The sequence below is a fragment of the Providencia sp. SP181 genome (assembly GCF_050446505.1).
Taxonomy (GTDB): Bacteria; Pseudomonadota; Gammaproteobacteria; order Enterobacterales; family Enterobacteriaceae; genus Providencia; species Providencia vermicola.
This window is the reverse complement of the sequence record NZ_JBBPXM010000004.1, coordinates 403016-419938: the sequence shown is the minus strand read 5'-3', so window position 1 is coordinate 419938 and position 16923 is coordinate 403016. Positions and strand designations below refer to the sequence as shown.

The following is a 16923-nucleotide window of genomic DNA, read 5'->3' as shown; positions in this document are numbered from 1 at the left end:
TGCACGACCCACCATCTCAAGCCACACATCACAGTATCCATCACACATTCAAGTCAATATTCAATCGGTTTCCATACTTCGACAAGCTGGTTGCAGGTTCAGCCCGAAGGGTAAATCCGAAGGATTTAAATCCTGCACGACCCACCATCTCAAGCCACACATCACAGTATCCATCACGCATTCAAGTCAATATTCAATCGGTTTCCATACCTAGACAAGCTGGTTGCAGGTTCAGGCCGAAGGCTAAATCCGAAGGATTTAAATCCTGCACGAACCACCATCTCAAGTCACACATCACAGTATCCATCACGCATTCAAGTCAATATTCAATCGGTTTCCATACCTCGACAAGCTGGTTGCAGGTTCAGGCCGAAGGCTAAATCCGAAGGATTTAAATCCTGCACGACCCACCATCTCAAGTCACACATCACAGTATCCATCACACATTCAAGTCAATATTCCATCGGTTTCCATACCTCGACAAGCTGGTTGCAGGTTCAGGCCGAAGGGTAAATCCGAAGGATTTAAATCCCACGACCCACCATCTCAAGTCACACATCACAGTATCCATCACACATTCAAGTCAATATTCAATCGGTTTCCATACCTCGACAAGCTGGTTGCAGGTTCAGAAAATACTGACCTAATCAAAAACACCGCATTCCCTTGCAGTGCCTTATTTAAAAATGACTACTTTTCTGGTAACAATCCGTTGTCCAATAAAAAACCAATCACTAACTCTTGCATTTTTTCAGCCATATCACGCATATCGTCATAACTCTGTAATTTCGCGAGACTTACACTAACTTCAGCAAAACAGCGCATTAAACACTGTAATGATAACGCCGCTTTCTCTGCTTTACCGCAATTAAAAATGATTTCTAGCGCTTGAATATATTTTAATGGCATCCATTCATGGTACTTACGGCCCTTATACCAAACATGCTCACCTTGGATAGAAACCAGATGCTCAATCAGCGTCAGAAAATACTGCTTCATATCTGCGCTTCGTGACCACGCGACCCATAACTCATCACGTGTTAATGCAATCGCCACTTGGTGGGCTTCATGCCAAAAATCGGTAACAATCTCAGCAAATTCACAGGCGCTCAAGGGGGCGGGTATTAAAGAGGTTGGATTGGCATTTTCAGGTAGACTATCAGTGATCCCCGTTTTATCTAATAAAACAGCAAAGCCCCGTGAAAATGTGGCATCTAACCCCTCACGCTTCATTTTTTCTAGGCGTTCAGGCTCTGCGAAAGTAAAATCCACTTTTCGGCCTTCTTCATAGATGACTAAGCAGGTTGGCCAATCAGGGGCATCATCTTCCAAGTTAAGTAAATGAAGTGCAGCGAGTGGTTTGCCAAAGTTATCAATCCAATGCTTTTGTTGAAAGAGTTCTGTCACGCCATGGCCGATTAATTCGATATCAATATCGGAATAACTGTCGATATCTTGCTCCCGACCTCGCGAACCTGTTAATACCACGGCTTCAATTCTCGGGTCGAGTAGTGAAATAGAAATTATTTTATTTATTAACGATGCAGGTGATTCCATAACTGGCCTATTCAATATAACAGGATGCGCTAAGATACCGATAAAGGGACAGAAAAGCGAAGGATCAAATGTAAAAAGCATGAAAAGTGCACCTAAATGACAAAATTTCTTTACAAGTGAGTGAAAAGCGTCGGAACTTAGTGATGTTAGCAACTAATAGTACATTATGTTAAAAATCGGTAACCAAGGAAAAATAGAACAGTGATGGAAAATTTAATGTAATTTCCATTTTTATGAATGTATCTTGAGTTATTATGCTTATATTTTGAAATTATTATTTTTTCTTTTTTATATTAAAATAAAATTTGTATTTTATTTCTTATGAAATTATTATTCATTTTTTTAAAGGAAATTAAAATGGAAGGGAATAAATTGGAAGGGAATAAATATTTTTTAGATTTAAAGGAAAATTACCAGTACATAAATGAAAAAATTAGAAGGCTTTATTTAGAGGTGGATTCATTAACTGAAGAAATATTAATAATTGAATCTAAGTATCAGAAGATATTTGATGACAATAGTTATCAAAACAAAACACAACTAACCGATGTGGAATATATTCAGCCTAAAAACTATATAAAAAGAATTAAAGATTATATTAATACCGTTAAGGGGGTGCTAGATAAATACCAGAAACTACAAGATAAACTGATGTTTTACATTGAAAACCCATCAGAGATAAAAAATATTACACCCAATATCGCAGAGGATTATACTAATTTAGCAAATAGTATACGTAATTATCCATTCATTGGTTCTCAATTTAATAGGTTGTTATTCAAATTTGATTATAATATTAGCCAGTTAGTTATAGATGCTAAAGAATATACACTAACTTTTCACTCTTCTGTCGCTGATTTAAGGTATGCAGCACATGATGTATCTTATGCAATAGATTATTTACAACATGATGATGCATTAGACGTGGGTGATGATATTAATAATCCTGAAAATGATATGAATAAAAAAGAAAGAGTCAGTAATCAAGATAATATAAAACTGGAACGGCGTAGTGATGATGGTCATTTAGCAGAGAGTATGGTAGGTTTTTTACGTGGGCAGCCCTTGTCCTTTCAGGCAGTAAGCTATTTTGATGTTATAACATCAATTTTACCGCCGATGCCAATATATTAATATTCTATCTGCCTATACTAGAAGTAGGCAGATAACCATTGTCTATTCGATGCACCTACAACGTTAACTTGTTCTATTTTGTATGTACAGATGCTCCGTTCATTAAACAGCTAGCTATCAATCAAAGAGTGGTCATCTTTCGTTTTTATGTATAAAAATCCGTTAAGAAAAATGGATAACGGTGAAAAATGATGCTCAATAAGTAAAATGAGTGGAGACATCTTGAACGAAGTGGAGTATCTTGTTTAGTATATAAAACAAAATTGCTTTATTTTTCGGTTTTAAACTTAATTAAAGTCATAAAATCGATTTATGCTAAACAGGGGCAAGAAATGAGCGTGTTTATCGATTTTGAACAGTCAGTTTACCCATTCCCACCGAAACCTGCGATATTAAGCTCGGATGAAAAAGCGTTTTATCGTGAGCAGATCAAATCATTGCTGATTGAAAAAAATGCCGTTATCGTTGCACACTACTATACCGATCCTGAAATTCAAGCACTAGCAGAAGAGACTGGTGGGTGCGTCGCAGACTCGTTAGAAATGGCACGTTTCGGCGCTAAACATTCTGCATCAACATTGCTGGTTGCTGGCGTAAAATTTATGGGTGAAACCGCCAAAATACTCAGCCCAGAAAAAAACGTTTTGATGCCAACATTGGACGCTCAATGCTCCCTTGATCTTGGTTGTCCAGAAGACGAATTTATTCGCTTTTGTGATGCTCATCCAGATAGAACAGTGGTGGTATACGCCAATACGTCAGCAGCGGTAAAAGCCCGTGCAGATTGGGTTGTGACCTCCAGTATTGCCGTTGAGTTAATAGAGCACCTTGATAGCTTAGGTGAAAAAATTATTTGGGCACCCGATCGCCATCTTGGGCGCTATGTACAGCAGCAAACTGGCGCAGATATTCTGTGCTGGGAAGGCGCATGTATTGTACATGATGAATTTAAAACACAGTCCTTGGAAAAAATGAAGGCGCTTTATCCTGAAGCTGCTGTGTTGGTTCACCCTGAATCTCCTCAAGCCATTGTTGATCTTGCCGATGCAGTAGGTTCCACAAGTCAATTAATTAAAGCAGCACAAAATTTACCTAATCCATCTATGATTGTGGCAACGGATAAAGGGATTTTTTATAAAATGCAGCAGGCTTGCCCTGAAAAAGCCCTATATATTGCGCCAACCGCGGGAGAGGGGGCAACATGTCGAACATGTGCTCATTGTCCTTGGATGGCGATGAATGGCTTAAAAGCGATTGCAGAGGCATTAGAAGGGAATTCACAGAGTCATCAAATACATGTTAGTGATGATTTACGTAAAAAAGCGTTATTACCGCTGAATAAAATGTTAAATTTTGCACAGAGTCTAAAATAACCCGCATAATTTAAATGCAATACTGAGCAATATAATATTGACTAACCTTTAAAAGGATTTCGGGATGGATTTTTTTAGTACAGCCAATACGTTAGTACAAATTCCTCTATGGGGTTCCGTGTATGATTTATCGTATATTGAGGCCTTCGGGACAATAGCAGGCTTGCTTTGCATCTTATTGGCAAGTTTAGAGAAAACGATTAATTACCTGTTTGGTTTAATTAACGTTTCTCTATTTGCTGTCATTTTCTTTCAGATTCAATTGTATGCGAATTTACTTTTACAGATATTTTTCTTTGTCGCTAATATTTATGGTTGGTATGCATGGAGCCGTGTGAATAGCTCTCAGCAAGCGGAATTAAAGATCCGCTGGTTAAGCCTACCAAAAGCCTCTGTCACCCTAGTGCTTTCGGTATTAGCAATTCTCTATCTGACTTTTAATATTGATGTGGTATTTGGTGTGCTTGCGACTTGGGCGGTTGAGATCTTGAATATGCTTGGTGCCAATTTGGCGATGCCAACCATAGAGCCTGATGCATTTCCGTTCTGGGATTCGACAATGACCATTCTTTCTGTGGTGGCGATGATCTTAATGACGCGTAAGTACGTTGAAAACTGGTTATTATGGGTGATCATTAATGTGATAAGCATTGTGATTTTCTTTATCCAAGGGGTATACGCGATGTCGTTGGAATACCTTATTTTGCTGGGTATAGCCTTAAATGGCTCCCGACTTTGGATAAAATCAGCAAAAGATAATGGTTCATCGCCTTTATCTCGTCCATAACCTGAAAAAAAACAGAAAACGGCTAAAGTAATATCCTCGTTATTTAGCCGTTTTACTTATTTTTAACGCTGTAAAATGCGAATTGATCCTACTTATTGTGCTAAATATTCATATTTCTCCTCATTTTATAATCAGCCGTAGATAAATCCCTTATTTCTGTGTGCGCTAAGCTGTTTACAGATGTTCGCTGAACGGTTAGATTAAAAATTCGATGCCGATTATCTTTTAAGTTATCAATTCATCTTTTAAGTGCAGTGAGCGAGCTCATAGGTCTATTTTGTGCTCTAGCTTGGGATAAATTAGGTATGCAAATCAACAACAGTAAAAAATAATAAACATTGGATATACAGGTATGAACTATCAGAACGATGACGTCAGAATTAAACAAATAAAAGAATTATTACCCCCTATTGCTCTGCTTGAAAAATTTCCAGCAACCGATAAAGCTGCGTTTACCGTTCATGAAGCACGCCTTGCTATTCATAATATCCTAGAAGGGGATGATGACCGCTTAGTTGTTATTATTGGCCCTTGCTCAATTCATGACACAAAAGCTGCACTAGAATATGCTGAGCGCTTAAAAAAACTACGTGATGAGTTAAAAGACTCCTTAGAAATCGTTATGCGTGTTTATTTTGAAAAACCGCGTACCACAGTTGGTTGGAAAGGGCTAATCAATGATCCACATATGGATCGTAGTTTTGATATTAATGAAGGCTTGCGCATCGCACGTGAGTTATTATTAACAATTAATAGTCAAGGCTTGCCGACGGCAGGAGAATTTTTAGATATGATAACTCCGCAGTACGTGGCAGATTTGATGAGTTGGGGGGCAATCGGAGCAAGAACAACAGAATCACAGGTTCATCGTGAGCTTGCTTCTGGATTATCCTGTCCTGTGGGCTTCAAAAATGGAACTGACGGCACGATTAAAATTGCGATTGACGCCATCAACTCAGCACGTTCAGCACATAGTTTTTTGTCCGTCACTAAATGGGGACATTCGGCTATTGTTAATACCAGTGGGAATCCAGATTGCCATATCATTTTACGTGGTGGAAAAGAACCAAACTATAGTGCGGAGCATGTCAAAGCGGTTAAAGAAAGTTTAGTTAAGGCTGAACTTGCTCCAAACATTATGATTGACTTTAGTCACGCCAATAGCTGCAAGAAATTTGAAAAGCAGATGGAAGTTGCTCTTGATGTTTGTGAACAGATTCGTGGCGGCACGTACACAATCAGCGGTGTCATGATTGAAAGTAATTTAGTTGAAGGTAATCAAGATTTAGAATCTGGCGAGCCTTTAGTTTACGGACAAAGTGTGACAGATGCGTGTATTGGTTGGGATGATACAGAAAAAGTATTACGCCAGTTATCAGAAGCTGTGATAGCGCGTCGAAATAAATAAGTTATTCAATAAGATTAAATAAAAAACCTATTCATATTATTGGAATAGGTTTTTTATTATTTATTCATAAAACCTCTTAGTTTACTTAATTATCATTATCATCATTTTTTTGTTTTTATATTATACTAAAACTAAATTTGTCATTCTTAGTTTTATGGCGTATTTTTAATTTTCCGCTAGATGGCTTTTAAAATATAAATTTAAAAGGAATTTAAAATGATATATAATGAATTTAGTAATGCTAGTTATGAAACAAATACAATGAGAGTAGCAACCGATCTGCATGTAGAAGTGGTTGAGTTAATTGATGAGTATAATAAATATAAAAAAGAAATTATTTTAAATAATAAGAAGCTTCGAGATTTATTAGATGAAAAACCTGATGATGATGTTAAGTTTGAAGATATTATCCGTATGTTAAGGTTTCAATATGAATTTACTTCTTATTTACCAAAGATGGAAGAACAAATTAAAGAGTTAGGTATGTTATTAGTTAAGATTGAAGCATATCAGAAATCACCTGACGATATTAAAATATCTGAACTTATCTCAGATAAAAAAAGGATATTAATAAACATGCTAACATTAATACCGGAAATTAGTCTGGATGATATTGCTAATCGTAATGGAAGAGAAAATGAGTTTCAGTCAATATTTCAAGATCTCAATGAGAGTAGCTATAAATTAAATAATAAAATAAATGATAAAATAAATGATAAAATGAATCAAATGATAAACTCCATTGATAACTTATTTTGTAAAAATTGCCTTTATGAAAACAATATAAGCTATGATAATTATACTCTAGAGTCTAACGGAAAGAAAGTGTATATGAAATATCCTGATGGTAAAATTGTTAATCTTAATTTTAATATTGATTTTGAATATAAAAAATCAATGGAAGATGAAGTTAGAGAGAAATTTAGTGATATAAATGCTGAGATTGAAGGCTATAAAGCTTCTTATGAACAAGCAAACATTAACTTACAAGATAAAAATGTAAATATTTTAAATGTATTTAAATTTACAACAAATGATGTTGTAAATGTATTTAAACTTACAACAAATGATGTTACAGAACAATTAACGCTCTCTCTTGCAGGGTTTAAGGTTCTAGATGCTCATGCTATTAATGATGCTGCAATAAAAGTAGAGCCCATTAAACCATTTATGCCAATGGTGCCTCAAGTAAATTAAGTGAATCATGGCCAGCTTGTTAGCTGACCATGATTTGTTGTTTTTTATTGATTTTTTGGGATCTTTTCGAGAAATGCTTTTAAATTAGCTTGTTCTTCAGGTGTTGCATTTGCCGGTGTCGCGGTTAATTGCAATGGCTCCTCTGAGGTTTGAACATCAAAGAACACTTTCCCTTTCTCACCTTTCACATAAGTAACGTTTTTTAGTGGAATGCGATAACAATGCGCAAAAATATTTGGGCGAATATAAAACTGCGCGTCTTTAACAGCTAAATAGAGGTTATCACTTGCTTTTTTACCAAAGTAACCAAGAAAAATGGTCAGAACAAATAAAAACATCCCCAAACTTTGGCTCAATAAAATAAAGGCAATGCTGATGATCCCAAGGGAAATCACAACAATGCGGTTATTACGTTTATTAAATTCAACCTTCTCAGTAAAGCCGACATTAAGGCTGGTATCAAATGGCTCTAATTGACGATAACGCCAGCGTGTGGCAGAAAAAATCATTCCCATGGCAAAAACAATGGTGATTGGCATTAAGGCTACACTACTAATGATAGCGAGAACGATTGATAATTTGGGCTTATAAGCCATCACCATCATGCTAACAATTTGGATTGGAAAGCTGACGCAAGCAATGATCATTAAGGTTTTCATCAGTTCATGATTGGCGGCACCATTTGAACCATCAATAACCAGTTCACCTGCATTGATCATATACAGAAGTGAACCTAAAATACTGGCGCTGAGCACCAGGCCAACCCAAACATAGATATTAAATTTATTCATTTCGTTGTTTTATCAACCTTTCAAAAAATTTTCCCTATGATAGTCGGTTATTTGAATTTCTGACACCTTGAGTTGGTAATTTTTGTAGGAAGGAGAACAAAGGATAATAAAAAAGGGCTAAGCTTGCGCTTAACCCTTTCTCGGTAATATAAAGTGAATACTTACTTCGCTTTACCTTGGTTCGCTACCGCAGCTTGTTTTGCTGCGATTTCGTCTTGGTTACCTAAGTAGTAACGTTTGATTGGTTTCATGTTTTCATCGAACTCATAAACCATAGGTACCGCAGTTGGGATGTTAAGGTTCAGAATTTCATCTTCTCCCATGTTATCCAAGTATTTCACCAGTGCACGCAGTGAGTTACCGTGTGCAGCAATAATGACTTTCTCACCGCTTGCAACGCGTGGCTTAATTACTTCTTCCCAATAAGGAACAACACGGTCGATAGTGGTTGCTAAGCTTTCAGTCACAGGTAATTCGCTTTCTGATAGTTTTGCATAACGTGGGTCGTGACCTGGGTAACGCTCATCATCTTTAGTCAGATCTGGTGGAGTGATGGCGAAGCCACGGCGCCACAGTTTAACTTGCTCGTCACCGTATTTTGCCGCTGTTTCTGATTTGTCTAAACCTTGCAGGGCACCGTAGTGGCGCTCATTCAGTTTCCAGCTTTTTTCAACTGGCAGCCATTGTTGCTCAACTTGATCAAGAATGTTCCACAGAGTATGGATAGCGCGTTTCAGCACAGAAGTGTAAGCAAAATCAAAGACAAAGCCTTCATCTTTCAATAATTGGCCCGCAACTTTTGCTTCTTCGCGGCCTTTATCAGATAACTCAACATCCGTCCAACCTGTGAAGCGGTTTTCTTTGTTCCACTCACTTTCACCGTGTCTTACTAAAACCAGTTTAGTTACAGCCATAGCTAAAACTCCTATCAGTACATTCTAATTAGAAATGAATTGTTGCTGACCTACATTATAGGGATAGTCAACTTGAACGCCAGTAGCAACTTGTTTTTTATCCCTATCAATGTGAAAAACAAATACGACACCAATAGTGATATTTGTTTTCTTGGTTAATTAATTTGTCGATACAGTAAATTTAACTCTAATTGAATCGATACAGCAAGCGATAAAATCACTGTTTACATATTCTTATGATGGATATCAAGCAAAGCATCTTGCGACTTTATGAAAAGCTATCAGCAACTTGGTTTATTTGCCAAATTACTGACACTTTTTAGCTGCGGATAACCTCTTCAATATCGTAGCGATATTTCCCACTCTCAGGAACGAAGGTTAACCGATGAGTTATACAGTCTGGCGCATCTTCCTGATGGTGGGTAACAAATAGCAATTGGGTATTACCTTGCTTGAGCATCACATCAATAAAGCGCAAAACAAGTAATCTATTCAGTCCATCAAGCCCTTGCAATGGTTCATCTAGGATGAGCATCGCTGGATGTTTGACAAGTGCTCGCGCAATTAAAACTAACCGTTGTTGGCCCCATGAAAGGCTATGGAAAGGTTGTTGCGCGGTTTGAGACGGAAACCCTAACAACGCTAACCATTCATACGCTAATTGTATCTGGCGATCCGATGGTGTTTGGTATAAACCGATGGAATCATGGAAACCAGAAATAATCACATTGAGCACACTAGTCGCGACGCGATACTCTTGGTGAATACTGTTACTCACATAACCGATGTGGCGCTTAATGTCCCAAATGGTTTCTCCGCTGCCGCGGCGGCGGCCAAATAAAGTTAAATCATTGCTATAGCCTTGTGGATGATCACCTGTGATTAAGCTTAATAAGGTGGATTTCCCCGCGCCATTTTCACCAATAATTTGCCAGTGTTCACCAGGGTTAACATGCCAAGTTAATCCATGCAAAATGGGCTTGTCGTTATAACTGATGACACCATTATTTAAAATGATACGAGGGGTTGTATCATCCAGCTTTTCGTCGTTGGTTGGGTCTTCTGTATCTGGAATGGACAGCTGCTTAATTTTTTCACTGTGCTGTAACTGGCTGATTAGGGTGTTAGCAAGTACTGACTCTCTATCACCAGACATCGTTAATTTACAACCCGCTACTACGCCCATATTTTCAATATAATCTGGAAGTTCATCAAAGCGGTTTAATACTAAAACTAACGTTAGGCCTTTTTCAGACAAACTGTAGAGTAGTTCGCTCAAGTTGCTACGCGAATAGACGTCTAGGCCATCAAAGGGCTCATCTAAAATCAGTAGGTCAGGATTACCCATTAATGTCTGGCATAACAGAACTTTACGTGTTTCCCCTGTAGAAAGATATTTAAAACGACGAGAAAGTAAGTCACGGATGCCGAATCGTGCGGCGAGTTCTAAGCAATATTCATTGTCTTTATGGTTAAATTGAATGATTTCAGCAGCGGTATAACCAGTATCTTCCTCGTCATCACTGAGCAGGTCGGTATTATTACGTTGCCACTCTTCACTAATGATTTTTTGTAGCTGTTCAAACGAAAGGCGGACAGGGGCGTTAAAGGTATTTTTGACAACACCAGAAAGTGGTTTGAGCTCGTTGGAAAGAACGCGAGCCAGTGATGATTTACCACTGCCGTTAGAACCAATAAATGCCCAGCTTTCACCTTTGTTAATATTGAGTTGTGGAATATCAAGCGTTTGTGTTTCACTGAGCTTAAAGCTGCTATGTTGTATTGTTATTGCGCTCATCAAGCTTCCTTATCATGAATATTTACCTTGTTATCTAACAGGAATAATCAGGATTGAGGATAAAGTCAACAATTGAGCGAGGAGGGCGAGAGAAAAAGGTGAATGCTTACTTACTTTTTCAAGCAAGTAAGCTGATTTATTTAGCAAAGGGTAGCGACAATCACTTGGTCTGCATTGAAAAGTGCAGTGATCGTATCGTTAACTTGCAAAGATAGAGCATCAACATCACTATTTGGCAGGGTTGAACAGAGTGTTTCACCGCCTGTTAGTGTGACGATCACTTCGCTATTATCTTTACCACGTTCTAGTGTAGTGATTTTGCCTTCAAGACGGTTATCGAACTCGGTTTGGTTTGGTTGTTTGCTGAGCTTAACCCAAGGCGCTTTAATTAATGCGAGCACTTCTTTGCCTTCGACTAACCCTAAACGGTTAGCACTTTGCTCAGTCAGTGCGGCATTGATCACTGTACTGTTATCCGCTAAGCGGATTTGAACGTGTTGTTGGACATGTGTATGGTCGCGAGCAATCAATGTACCGAAAAACTGGTTACGTGCACTCGTTTGCAGTGAAAAGCGCGAAATTGCCGCAAGTAGGCTATCAAGGGGTAAATTATCTTCCTTGAGAACATCAAAGGCTTTCTGTTGAATTTGTGCTAATAAATCATATAGCTGGAGCAGTCTTTCGCCGTAATGTGTTAATGTGGTGCCACCACCGCCTTTTCCGCCAGTTGCGCGATCAACCAGAATATCATCGGTGAGTTGGTTCATCTCATTGATGGCATCCCAAGCACTTTTATAACTAATACCTGCAAGTTTAGCGCCTTGGCTGATAGAACCGGTCGCTTTAATTTGTTTGAGTAGTGCGATACGGCGTGGATCAGCAAATAAGCTGCCCTGCAACTTAAGTGTGAGTAAGATTTCTGCCTGCATATTTTTCTCCCTTCCCGCTAGGTTGGTGGTGACAGAGTTAAAAAGCACGTTTAGTATGTCGTTAGTATAATATTTTGTCTAAAATAGTCTGCATTATAACGTGATTATGCGTTATTATTTTGATTTGATTTATAATCATTGTATTTATAATAGATGTATTGAGAGTCGAATTTTCCCTCGTCAGCGTATCTTGTAGGCTGGTGGGTACAGTATCACTGAAGAGGCTTTTTTATGTTAGAACTCATTAAAAGTTTAGGTTTTGCTCTGATGATGGTTCCAGTTGTGATGTTTTTAATCATGGGCTTGATTTATGGCTTAGGCGCATTCTTTAACTTACTGTCTAAAGCTCATGTTCCGCATCATAACACTGAGAATAAGTAACCCTTAGCGATTACCGCTCGTACTGATCATAGACCCCCTGATTGCGAATGCAATCAGGGGGTTTTTCATGTTGAAGAGAAATCTCTTAATGATAGGTATTTATTATCGTAGTAATTTGAAAATAACTGTCGACGGCGGTGAAGGTTAAATTGTTCTTGTTCTTCTTCTGTTCTCATCAAAAAATTATTGTGAAACTTTTGTAGTGTAGCGACAGGGTCGTTTTGATTATTATCTACAAATTGTTTAATAGATTCGATAACAAAAAGCCCACAACCGTTTGGGACATGCTTTTGAAGATTTCCTTCAATAAATACGACGTCAGGATTGTTTACTCCCATTAATTCAGCAGAATTGATGAGTTGATTACGAACATCCAAGCTGAGGGGATGGAAGGAGTTAAAGACCAAAGCTTTCATTTCATCGGTTGATGAATCTTTATAAATCATCAACAAAATCCAATGCTCATGTGTGTTTACGGGGATTAATTCATATTGATTAAATGTCTCATTTATTATTTTTTCTGCGATGATGTCGTTCAATTGATTTGTATTGCTTTGTTGTGGATCGGGAGCATAAAGGCCTAGAGCATGGTTGATAGTGATGTCTTCTGATAAGACATTAATCCCCTTAATTGCGGAGTCGATTTCATCCGATTGTGTCATCCGGTTATGACTCCATGGGTTTAATTCCTCTAACGGTTTAGAGAAGGTTTCTTCAGGTAAACACGCTTTAAGCAAATTCACAGTGTCTCGCTTAGATGCCTGATTTTCTATTGTTGAACCAATGATATACAGTAACTTAGATGGTTTAATGAAAGCGTCTTTATGATGTGTTGATTGATATAAGACTTTACTCGTTTCTTGTATTTCTTTATCGATACCTTGCTTTCCAGATCGTTTCCCGCTAAATAAATCAAACAGGATATTCTCTGCTTTTCTTCCCTCTATATCTTGTCGAAGAGCGATATTGTGTAGTAAATCAATGCTATTCAAGTTTCCATCACTCGCAGAACTAGCCAAAAACTCTAAGGTTTCAGGGACAATTTCTTTTGCAAATAGCCCATGGAATTGCTCAATAGTTAATCCACCCATATAGTGAGTTTGAGATGGAGAAAGGGTTGTCGGTTGAATGGCCATGGTCTCTCCGTTGTTTTTATCTACTTGCAAATATTTGACGAAAAATTCACATGTGTACGATTTGTGCCGATAAAGTTACAAGGGAAATAAGTTGTAAACTATACAAAAACGATTTTTTCAAAAACTAAAAATGGTGGGGACTGATTTATTATTTATGGATAACATGCAGTAAAGTTGCATCATTTCTTGAGCCAGCACACTTTTATACGTAGTTTAACTTTAAGTTATCGCTGTGTCCTGATATATATAGCGTGTTAACTAATACTATGGTGGATTAAAATGAAAAAAGGTTTGGTATCTCTTCTTGCTAGTGCAACATTAACGTTAACAATGGCAAGCAACAGCTTTGCCGCTGATAAAATTACCGTTTTCGCTGCTGCTTCTTTAACTAACGCGCTGAATGAAATTTCAGAACAATACAAAAAAGAATCCAATGTAGAAGTGGTGGCATCTTATGCATCGTCTTCCACATTAGCCCGTCAAATTGAACAAGGCGCACCTGCTAATCTGTTTATTTCTGCTGACCAACAGTGGATGGATTACGCTATCGATAAAAAATTAATGGTCGAAAATACACGCTACACCTTATTAGGTAATGAGCTAGTATTAATCGCACCAAAAGATTCAAAAATAGATAAAGTCGAAATTAACAAACAAACAGATTGGAAAAAACTGTTAGATGGTGGCCGATTAGCAGTTGGTGACCCTGACCACGTGCCAGTCGGTATCTATGCGAAAGAAGCATTAGGTAACTTAGGGGCATGGGAAACCGTTGATCCATTATTAGCACGTACCAATAACGTGCGTAGTGGTATGGCACTGGTTGAACGCCAAGAAGCACCTTTAGGTATTGTGTACGGCTCTGATGCGGTTGCAAGCCAAAAAGTAAAAGTGGTGGGTATTTTCCCTGCAGATTCACATAAACCTGTTGAATACCCAATGGCTATCGTTAAAGATCAAGACAATAAAGCGACTCGTGACTACTACGAATACTTGAAAACTCCAGCGGCTTCTGAAGTGTTCAAACGTTACGGTTTTGATCCACGTACTAAATAAAAACTAAGAGAGTGTTTCGTTGCAGATGTTAAGTCCTTATGAATGGGAAGCAATTTACCTGAGCCTCAAAGTATCCAGTGTCGCTGTGATCCTCAGCTTACCCCTCGGTATTTTAACGGCTTGGGTATTGGTTCGCTGTAATTTCCCGGGTAAAACACTGCTCGATAGTATTATCCATCTACCACTGGTGCTGCCACCCGTGGTAGTGGGCTATTTATTATTGATCAGCATGGGAAAACGCGGTTTTATTGGTGAATGGCTGTATAACTGGTTTGGTTTTAGCTTCACGTTTAGTTGGCGAGGTGCAGCACTTGCATCTGCGGTGGTGGCTTTCCCCTTAATGGTGCGGGCTATTCGCTTGGCTCTCGAAGCGGTAGACCGTAAACTCGAACAGGCCGCGAGAACACTAGGGGCAACGCCTTTACGTGTCTTTTTTACGATCACGATCCCTCTTTCTTTACCGGGTATTATCGTGGGTACTGTGCTGGCTTTCGCTCGTTCTCTGGGTGAATTTGGTGCCACTATTACTTTCGTGTCTAATATACCAGGTGAAACCCAAACGATTCCCCTTGCTATGTATACCCTGATTGAAACACCTGGTGCGGAAGTTGATGCTGCCCGTTTGTGTATTATTGCCATCGTTTTAGCTTTGATTTCATTATTAATTTCAGAATGGCTAACCCGTTGGGGTAAAAAACGTTTGGGGGTAGCGTAAGATGTTAGAACTCGATTTTTTCCAAAAGTTAGGGGATTTGCAATTAGAAGTGAATACCCAGCTACCCACTGAAAGTATTACTGCCGTTTTTGGATTATCGGGGGCAGGCAAGACCTCTTTAATTAACGTGATTGGTGGGCTAACGAAGCCCAACAAAGGGCGCATAGTGTTAAATGGCCGCACCTTAGTGGATATCGAAAAGAAAATTTGTTTGCCGCCTGAACAACGCCATATTGGCTATGTGTTCCAAGATGCTCGGTTATTTCCGCATTATCGTGTCAAAAATAATTTGCGTTATGGCATGGCCTCAACAATGAAATCACGTTTTGATGACATTGTTGAGTTATTGGGTATTGAACAACTCCTTAATCGCTATCCGATAACGTTGTCGGGTGGGGAAAAACAGCGTGTTGCTATTGGTCGTGCATTGTTAACGGCCCCTGAAATTTTATTGATGGACGAGCCGCTGGCTTCTTTAGACTTACCGCGTAAACGTGAGTTATTGCCTTATTTAGAAAAACTGTCTCAAGACGTTAAAATTCCCATTCTGTATGTAAGCCATAGTTTAGATGAAATCCTGCGCTTGGCGGATAAAGTGATTGTGATGGCAGACGGGAAAGTTAAAGCGTTTGGGCCACTTGAAGAAGTATGGGCGAGCAGTGCGTTGCGTCCTTGGCTACAAAAAGAAACATTAAGTAGTGTCATCAGTGCGACAGTGCATAGCCAGCATCCAGATTACGATATGACAGCAGTGGTTGTCGGTGGTCAAAAGTTATGGATCCCGCGGGTTGATAGCCATCAAGGTGCAGAATTACGTATTCGTGTCGATGCTTCTGATGTTTCATTGGTGCTAGAAAAACCGTCAATTAGCAGTATTCGTAATATTCTTTCTGCAGAAGTGGTTGAATGGATTGAAGATGGCGAGCAAATTGATGTGAAACTGGATTTAGGCGATGAGCACTATTTGTGGGCTCGTATTACGCGCTGGGCTCGTGATGAGCTGTCAATTCGTAAAGGCCGCAAGGTGTACGCGCAAGTTAAGGCTGTGTCGTTGTCACGTCATTTATAATCTTAAATCATGTGGTTAACAGAAAGCCACATACAACAGTATGTGGCCAAGATGGTGGTATTTATTCGTTATCCGTGCTGACTGAAAGTGATACATTCATAATCAAAAGGAGGGCTTAAATCCAATTGCATTCGCAGACTCTTCATGATCAAACGGCATGGCTGGGTTTTTCTTTGTCATTATATTGTTAATCATACTGTTAGGGAAAACCTCTATGGCTGTATTGAAGGTTGCCACATTACTGTTGTATATACGAATTGCAGCCCCTACGTTGTCTTCTTGTTCTGAGATTTCATTCGCCAAATCACGATAAAGTTGAATTGACTTTAAATCAGGGTAATTTTCTACGGCGACATTAAAATGACTTACCGCATTTTTAAAATCGTGCTGAAAATCCTTTAATGTGTCAGGTGTTACATCATTAGCTGAACGGTTTAATTTCGCGGCTGCGGTACGCATTTGAGTTAAACTATTGAGCAATGATGATTCATATTCTTTATGGTCTTTTACCAAACCTTCAATTTTAGGAATAATTTGTGTTTTTTGACGCTCTTGAGTGATCACATCAGCCCAAGATTGGCGAAGCCGATTGTGTTTTTGAATAATACTGTTGTGGATGAGGATCGTTGCGAGTATAGCAATAGCGATGATGACTATAAAAATTAAAAATCCACTCAT

Annotated in this window: 16 protein-coding genes; 9 read left to right on the top strand and 7 right to left on the bottom strand. The window is 38.6% G+C overall.

The window, feature by feature from the left end; translation table 11 throughout:
- Positions 1 to 690 precede the first annotated feature (690 nt).
- On the bottom strand, positions 691 to 1638 hold the full coding sequence (locus AABS66_RS09845) for an aminoglycoside 6-adenylyltransferase (protein WP_430224876.1): 948 nt from the start codon (positions 1636 to 1638) through the stop codon (positions 691 to 693).
- A gap of 276 nt (positions 1639 to 1914) precedes the next feature.
- Here AABS66_RS09845 and AABS66_RS09840 point away from each other — a divergent pair, with 276 nt between their 5' ends.
- From AABS66_RS09840 to AABS66_RS09820, 5 genes are all read left to right on the top strand, one after another.
- A complete protein-coding gene (locus tag AABS66_RS09840; RefSeq protein WP_430224875.1) occupies positions 1915 to 2691 on the top strand; it encodes a hypothetical protein in 777 nt (258 codons plus the stop codon).
- 332 nt (positions 2692 to 3023) lie between these two features.
- On the top strand, positions 3024 to 4064 hold the full coding sequence (gene nadA, locus AABS66_RS09835; RefSeq protein ID WP_430224874.1) for a quinolinate synthase NadA: 1041 nt from the start codon (positions 3024 to 3026) through the stop codon (positions 4062 to 4064).
- Positions 4065 to 4128: 64 nt separating this feature from the next.
- Positions 4129 to 4851: a nicotinamide riboside transporter PnuC gene (gene pnuC / locus AABS66_RS09830; protein WP_430224873.1), complete on the top strand. Its 723-nt coding sequence runs from the start codon at positions 4129 to 4131 to the stop codon at positions 4849 to 4851.
- Between the two features lie 352 nt (positions 4852 to 5203).
- Positions 5204 to 6259: a 3-deoxy-7-phosphoheptulonate synthase AroG gene (aroG, locus tag AABS66_RS09825; protein ID WP_349415448.1), complete on the top strand. Its 1056-nt coding sequence runs from the start codon at positions 5204 to 5206 to the stop codon at positions 6257 to 6259.
- 216 nt (positions 6260 to 6475) lie between these two features.
- A complete protein-coding gene (locus AABS66_RS09820; protein ID WP_430224872.1) occupies positions 6476 to 7456 on the top strand; it encodes a hypothetical protein in 981 nt (326 codons plus the stop codon).
- Positions 7457 to 7500: 44 nt separating this feature from the next.
- Here AABS66_RS09820 and AABS66_RS09815 read toward each other — a convergent pair whose 3' ends face one another.
- The 4 genes from AABS66_RS09815 to modE all read right to left on the bottom strand — a co-directional run bounded on the left by AABS66_RS09815 (position 7501) and on the right by modE (position 11888).
- Positions 7501 to 8247, bottom strand: coding sequence for a hypothetical protein (locus AABS66_RS09815; protein ID WP_353168602.1), 747 nt, complete (start codon positions 8245 to 8247; stop codon positions 7501 to 7503).
- Positions 8248 to 8408: 161 nt separating this feature from the next.
- Positions 8409 to 9161, bottom strand: coding sequence for a 2,3-diphosphoglycerate-dependent phosphoglycerate mutase (gpmA, locus tag AABS66_RS09810; RefSeq protein ID WP_206085318.1), 753 nt, complete (start codon positions 9159 to 9161; stop codon positions 8409 to 8411).
- Positions 9162 to 9480: 319 nt separating this feature from the next.
- On the bottom strand, positions 9481 to 10959 hold the full coding sequence (gene modF / locus AABS66_RS09805; protein ID WP_206085319.1) for a molybdate ABC transporter ATP-binding protein ModF: 1479 nt from the start codon (positions 10957 to 10959) through the stop codon (positions 9481 to 9483).
- 140 nt (positions 10960 to 11099) lie between these two features.
- On the bottom strand, positions 11100 to 11888 hold the full coding sequence (modE, locus tag AABS66_RS09800; protein ID WP_206085320.1) for a molybdenum-dependent transcriptional regulator: 789 nt from the start codon (positions 11886 to 11888) through the stop codon (positions 11100 to 11102).
- Positions 11889 to 12119: 231 nt separating this feature from the next.
- On the opposite strand from modE, the gene AABS66_RS09795 reads away from it, so the two are divergent.
- Positions 12120 to 12269 carry an AcrZ family multidrug efflux pump-associated protein gene (locus tag AABS66_RS09795; RefSeq protein ID WP_206085321.1) on the top strand — a complete coding sequence of 50 codons (150 nt, stop codon included), beginning with the start codon at positions 12120 to 12122 and terminating at the stop codon, positions 12267 to 12269.
- A 65-nt stretch (positions 12270 to 12334) separates the two neighbouring features.
- On the opposite strand, the gene AABS66_RS09790 is transcribed toward AABS66_RS09795, so the two are convergent.
- Complete coding sequence (locus AABS66_RS09790) at positions 12335 to 13405, bottom strand: ElaD/SseL family deubiquitinase (protein WP_430224871.1); 1071 nt, start codon at positions 13403 to 13405, stop codon at positions 12335 to 12337.
- Positions 13406 to 13678: 273 nt separating this feature from the next.
- On the opposite strand from AABS66_RS09790, the gene modA reads away from it, so the two are divergent.
- From modA to modC, 3 genes are read left to right on the top strand one after another with little or no spacing between them, the layout of a single operon-like run.
- On the top strand, positions 13679 to 14461 hold the full coding sequence (gene modA / locus AABS66_RS09785; protein WP_272538842.1) for a molybdate ABC transporter substrate-binding protein: 783 nt from the start codon (positions 13679 to 13681) through the stop codon (positions 14459 to 14461).
- A 25-nt stretch (positions 14462 to 14486) separates the two neighbouring features.
- On the top strand, positions 14487 to 15176 hold the full coding sequence (modB, locus tag AABS66_RS09780; RefSeq protein ID WP_206085323.1) for a molybdate ABC transporter permease subunit: 690 nt from the start codon (positions 14487 to 14489) through the stop codon (positions 15174 to 15176).
- A gap of 1 nt (position 15177) precedes the next feature.
- Positions 15178 to 16245 carry a molybdenum ABC transporter ATP-binding protein ModC gene (modC, locus tag AABS66_RS09775; RefSeq protein ID WP_206085324.1) on the top strand — a complete coding sequence of 356 codons (1068 nt, stop codon included), beginning with the start codon at positions 15178 to 15180 and terminating at the stop codon, positions 16243 to 16245.
- Positions 16246 to 16347: 102 nt separating this feature from the next.
- Here the strand turns inward: modC and AABS66_RS09770 are convergent, their stop codons facing one another.
- Positions 16348 to 16923 carry a LemA family protein gene (locus AABS66_RS09770; protein WP_206085325.1) on the bottom strand — a complete coding sequence of 192 codons (576 nt, stop codon included), beginning with the start codon at positions 16921 to 16923 and terminating at the stop codon, positions 16348 to 16350.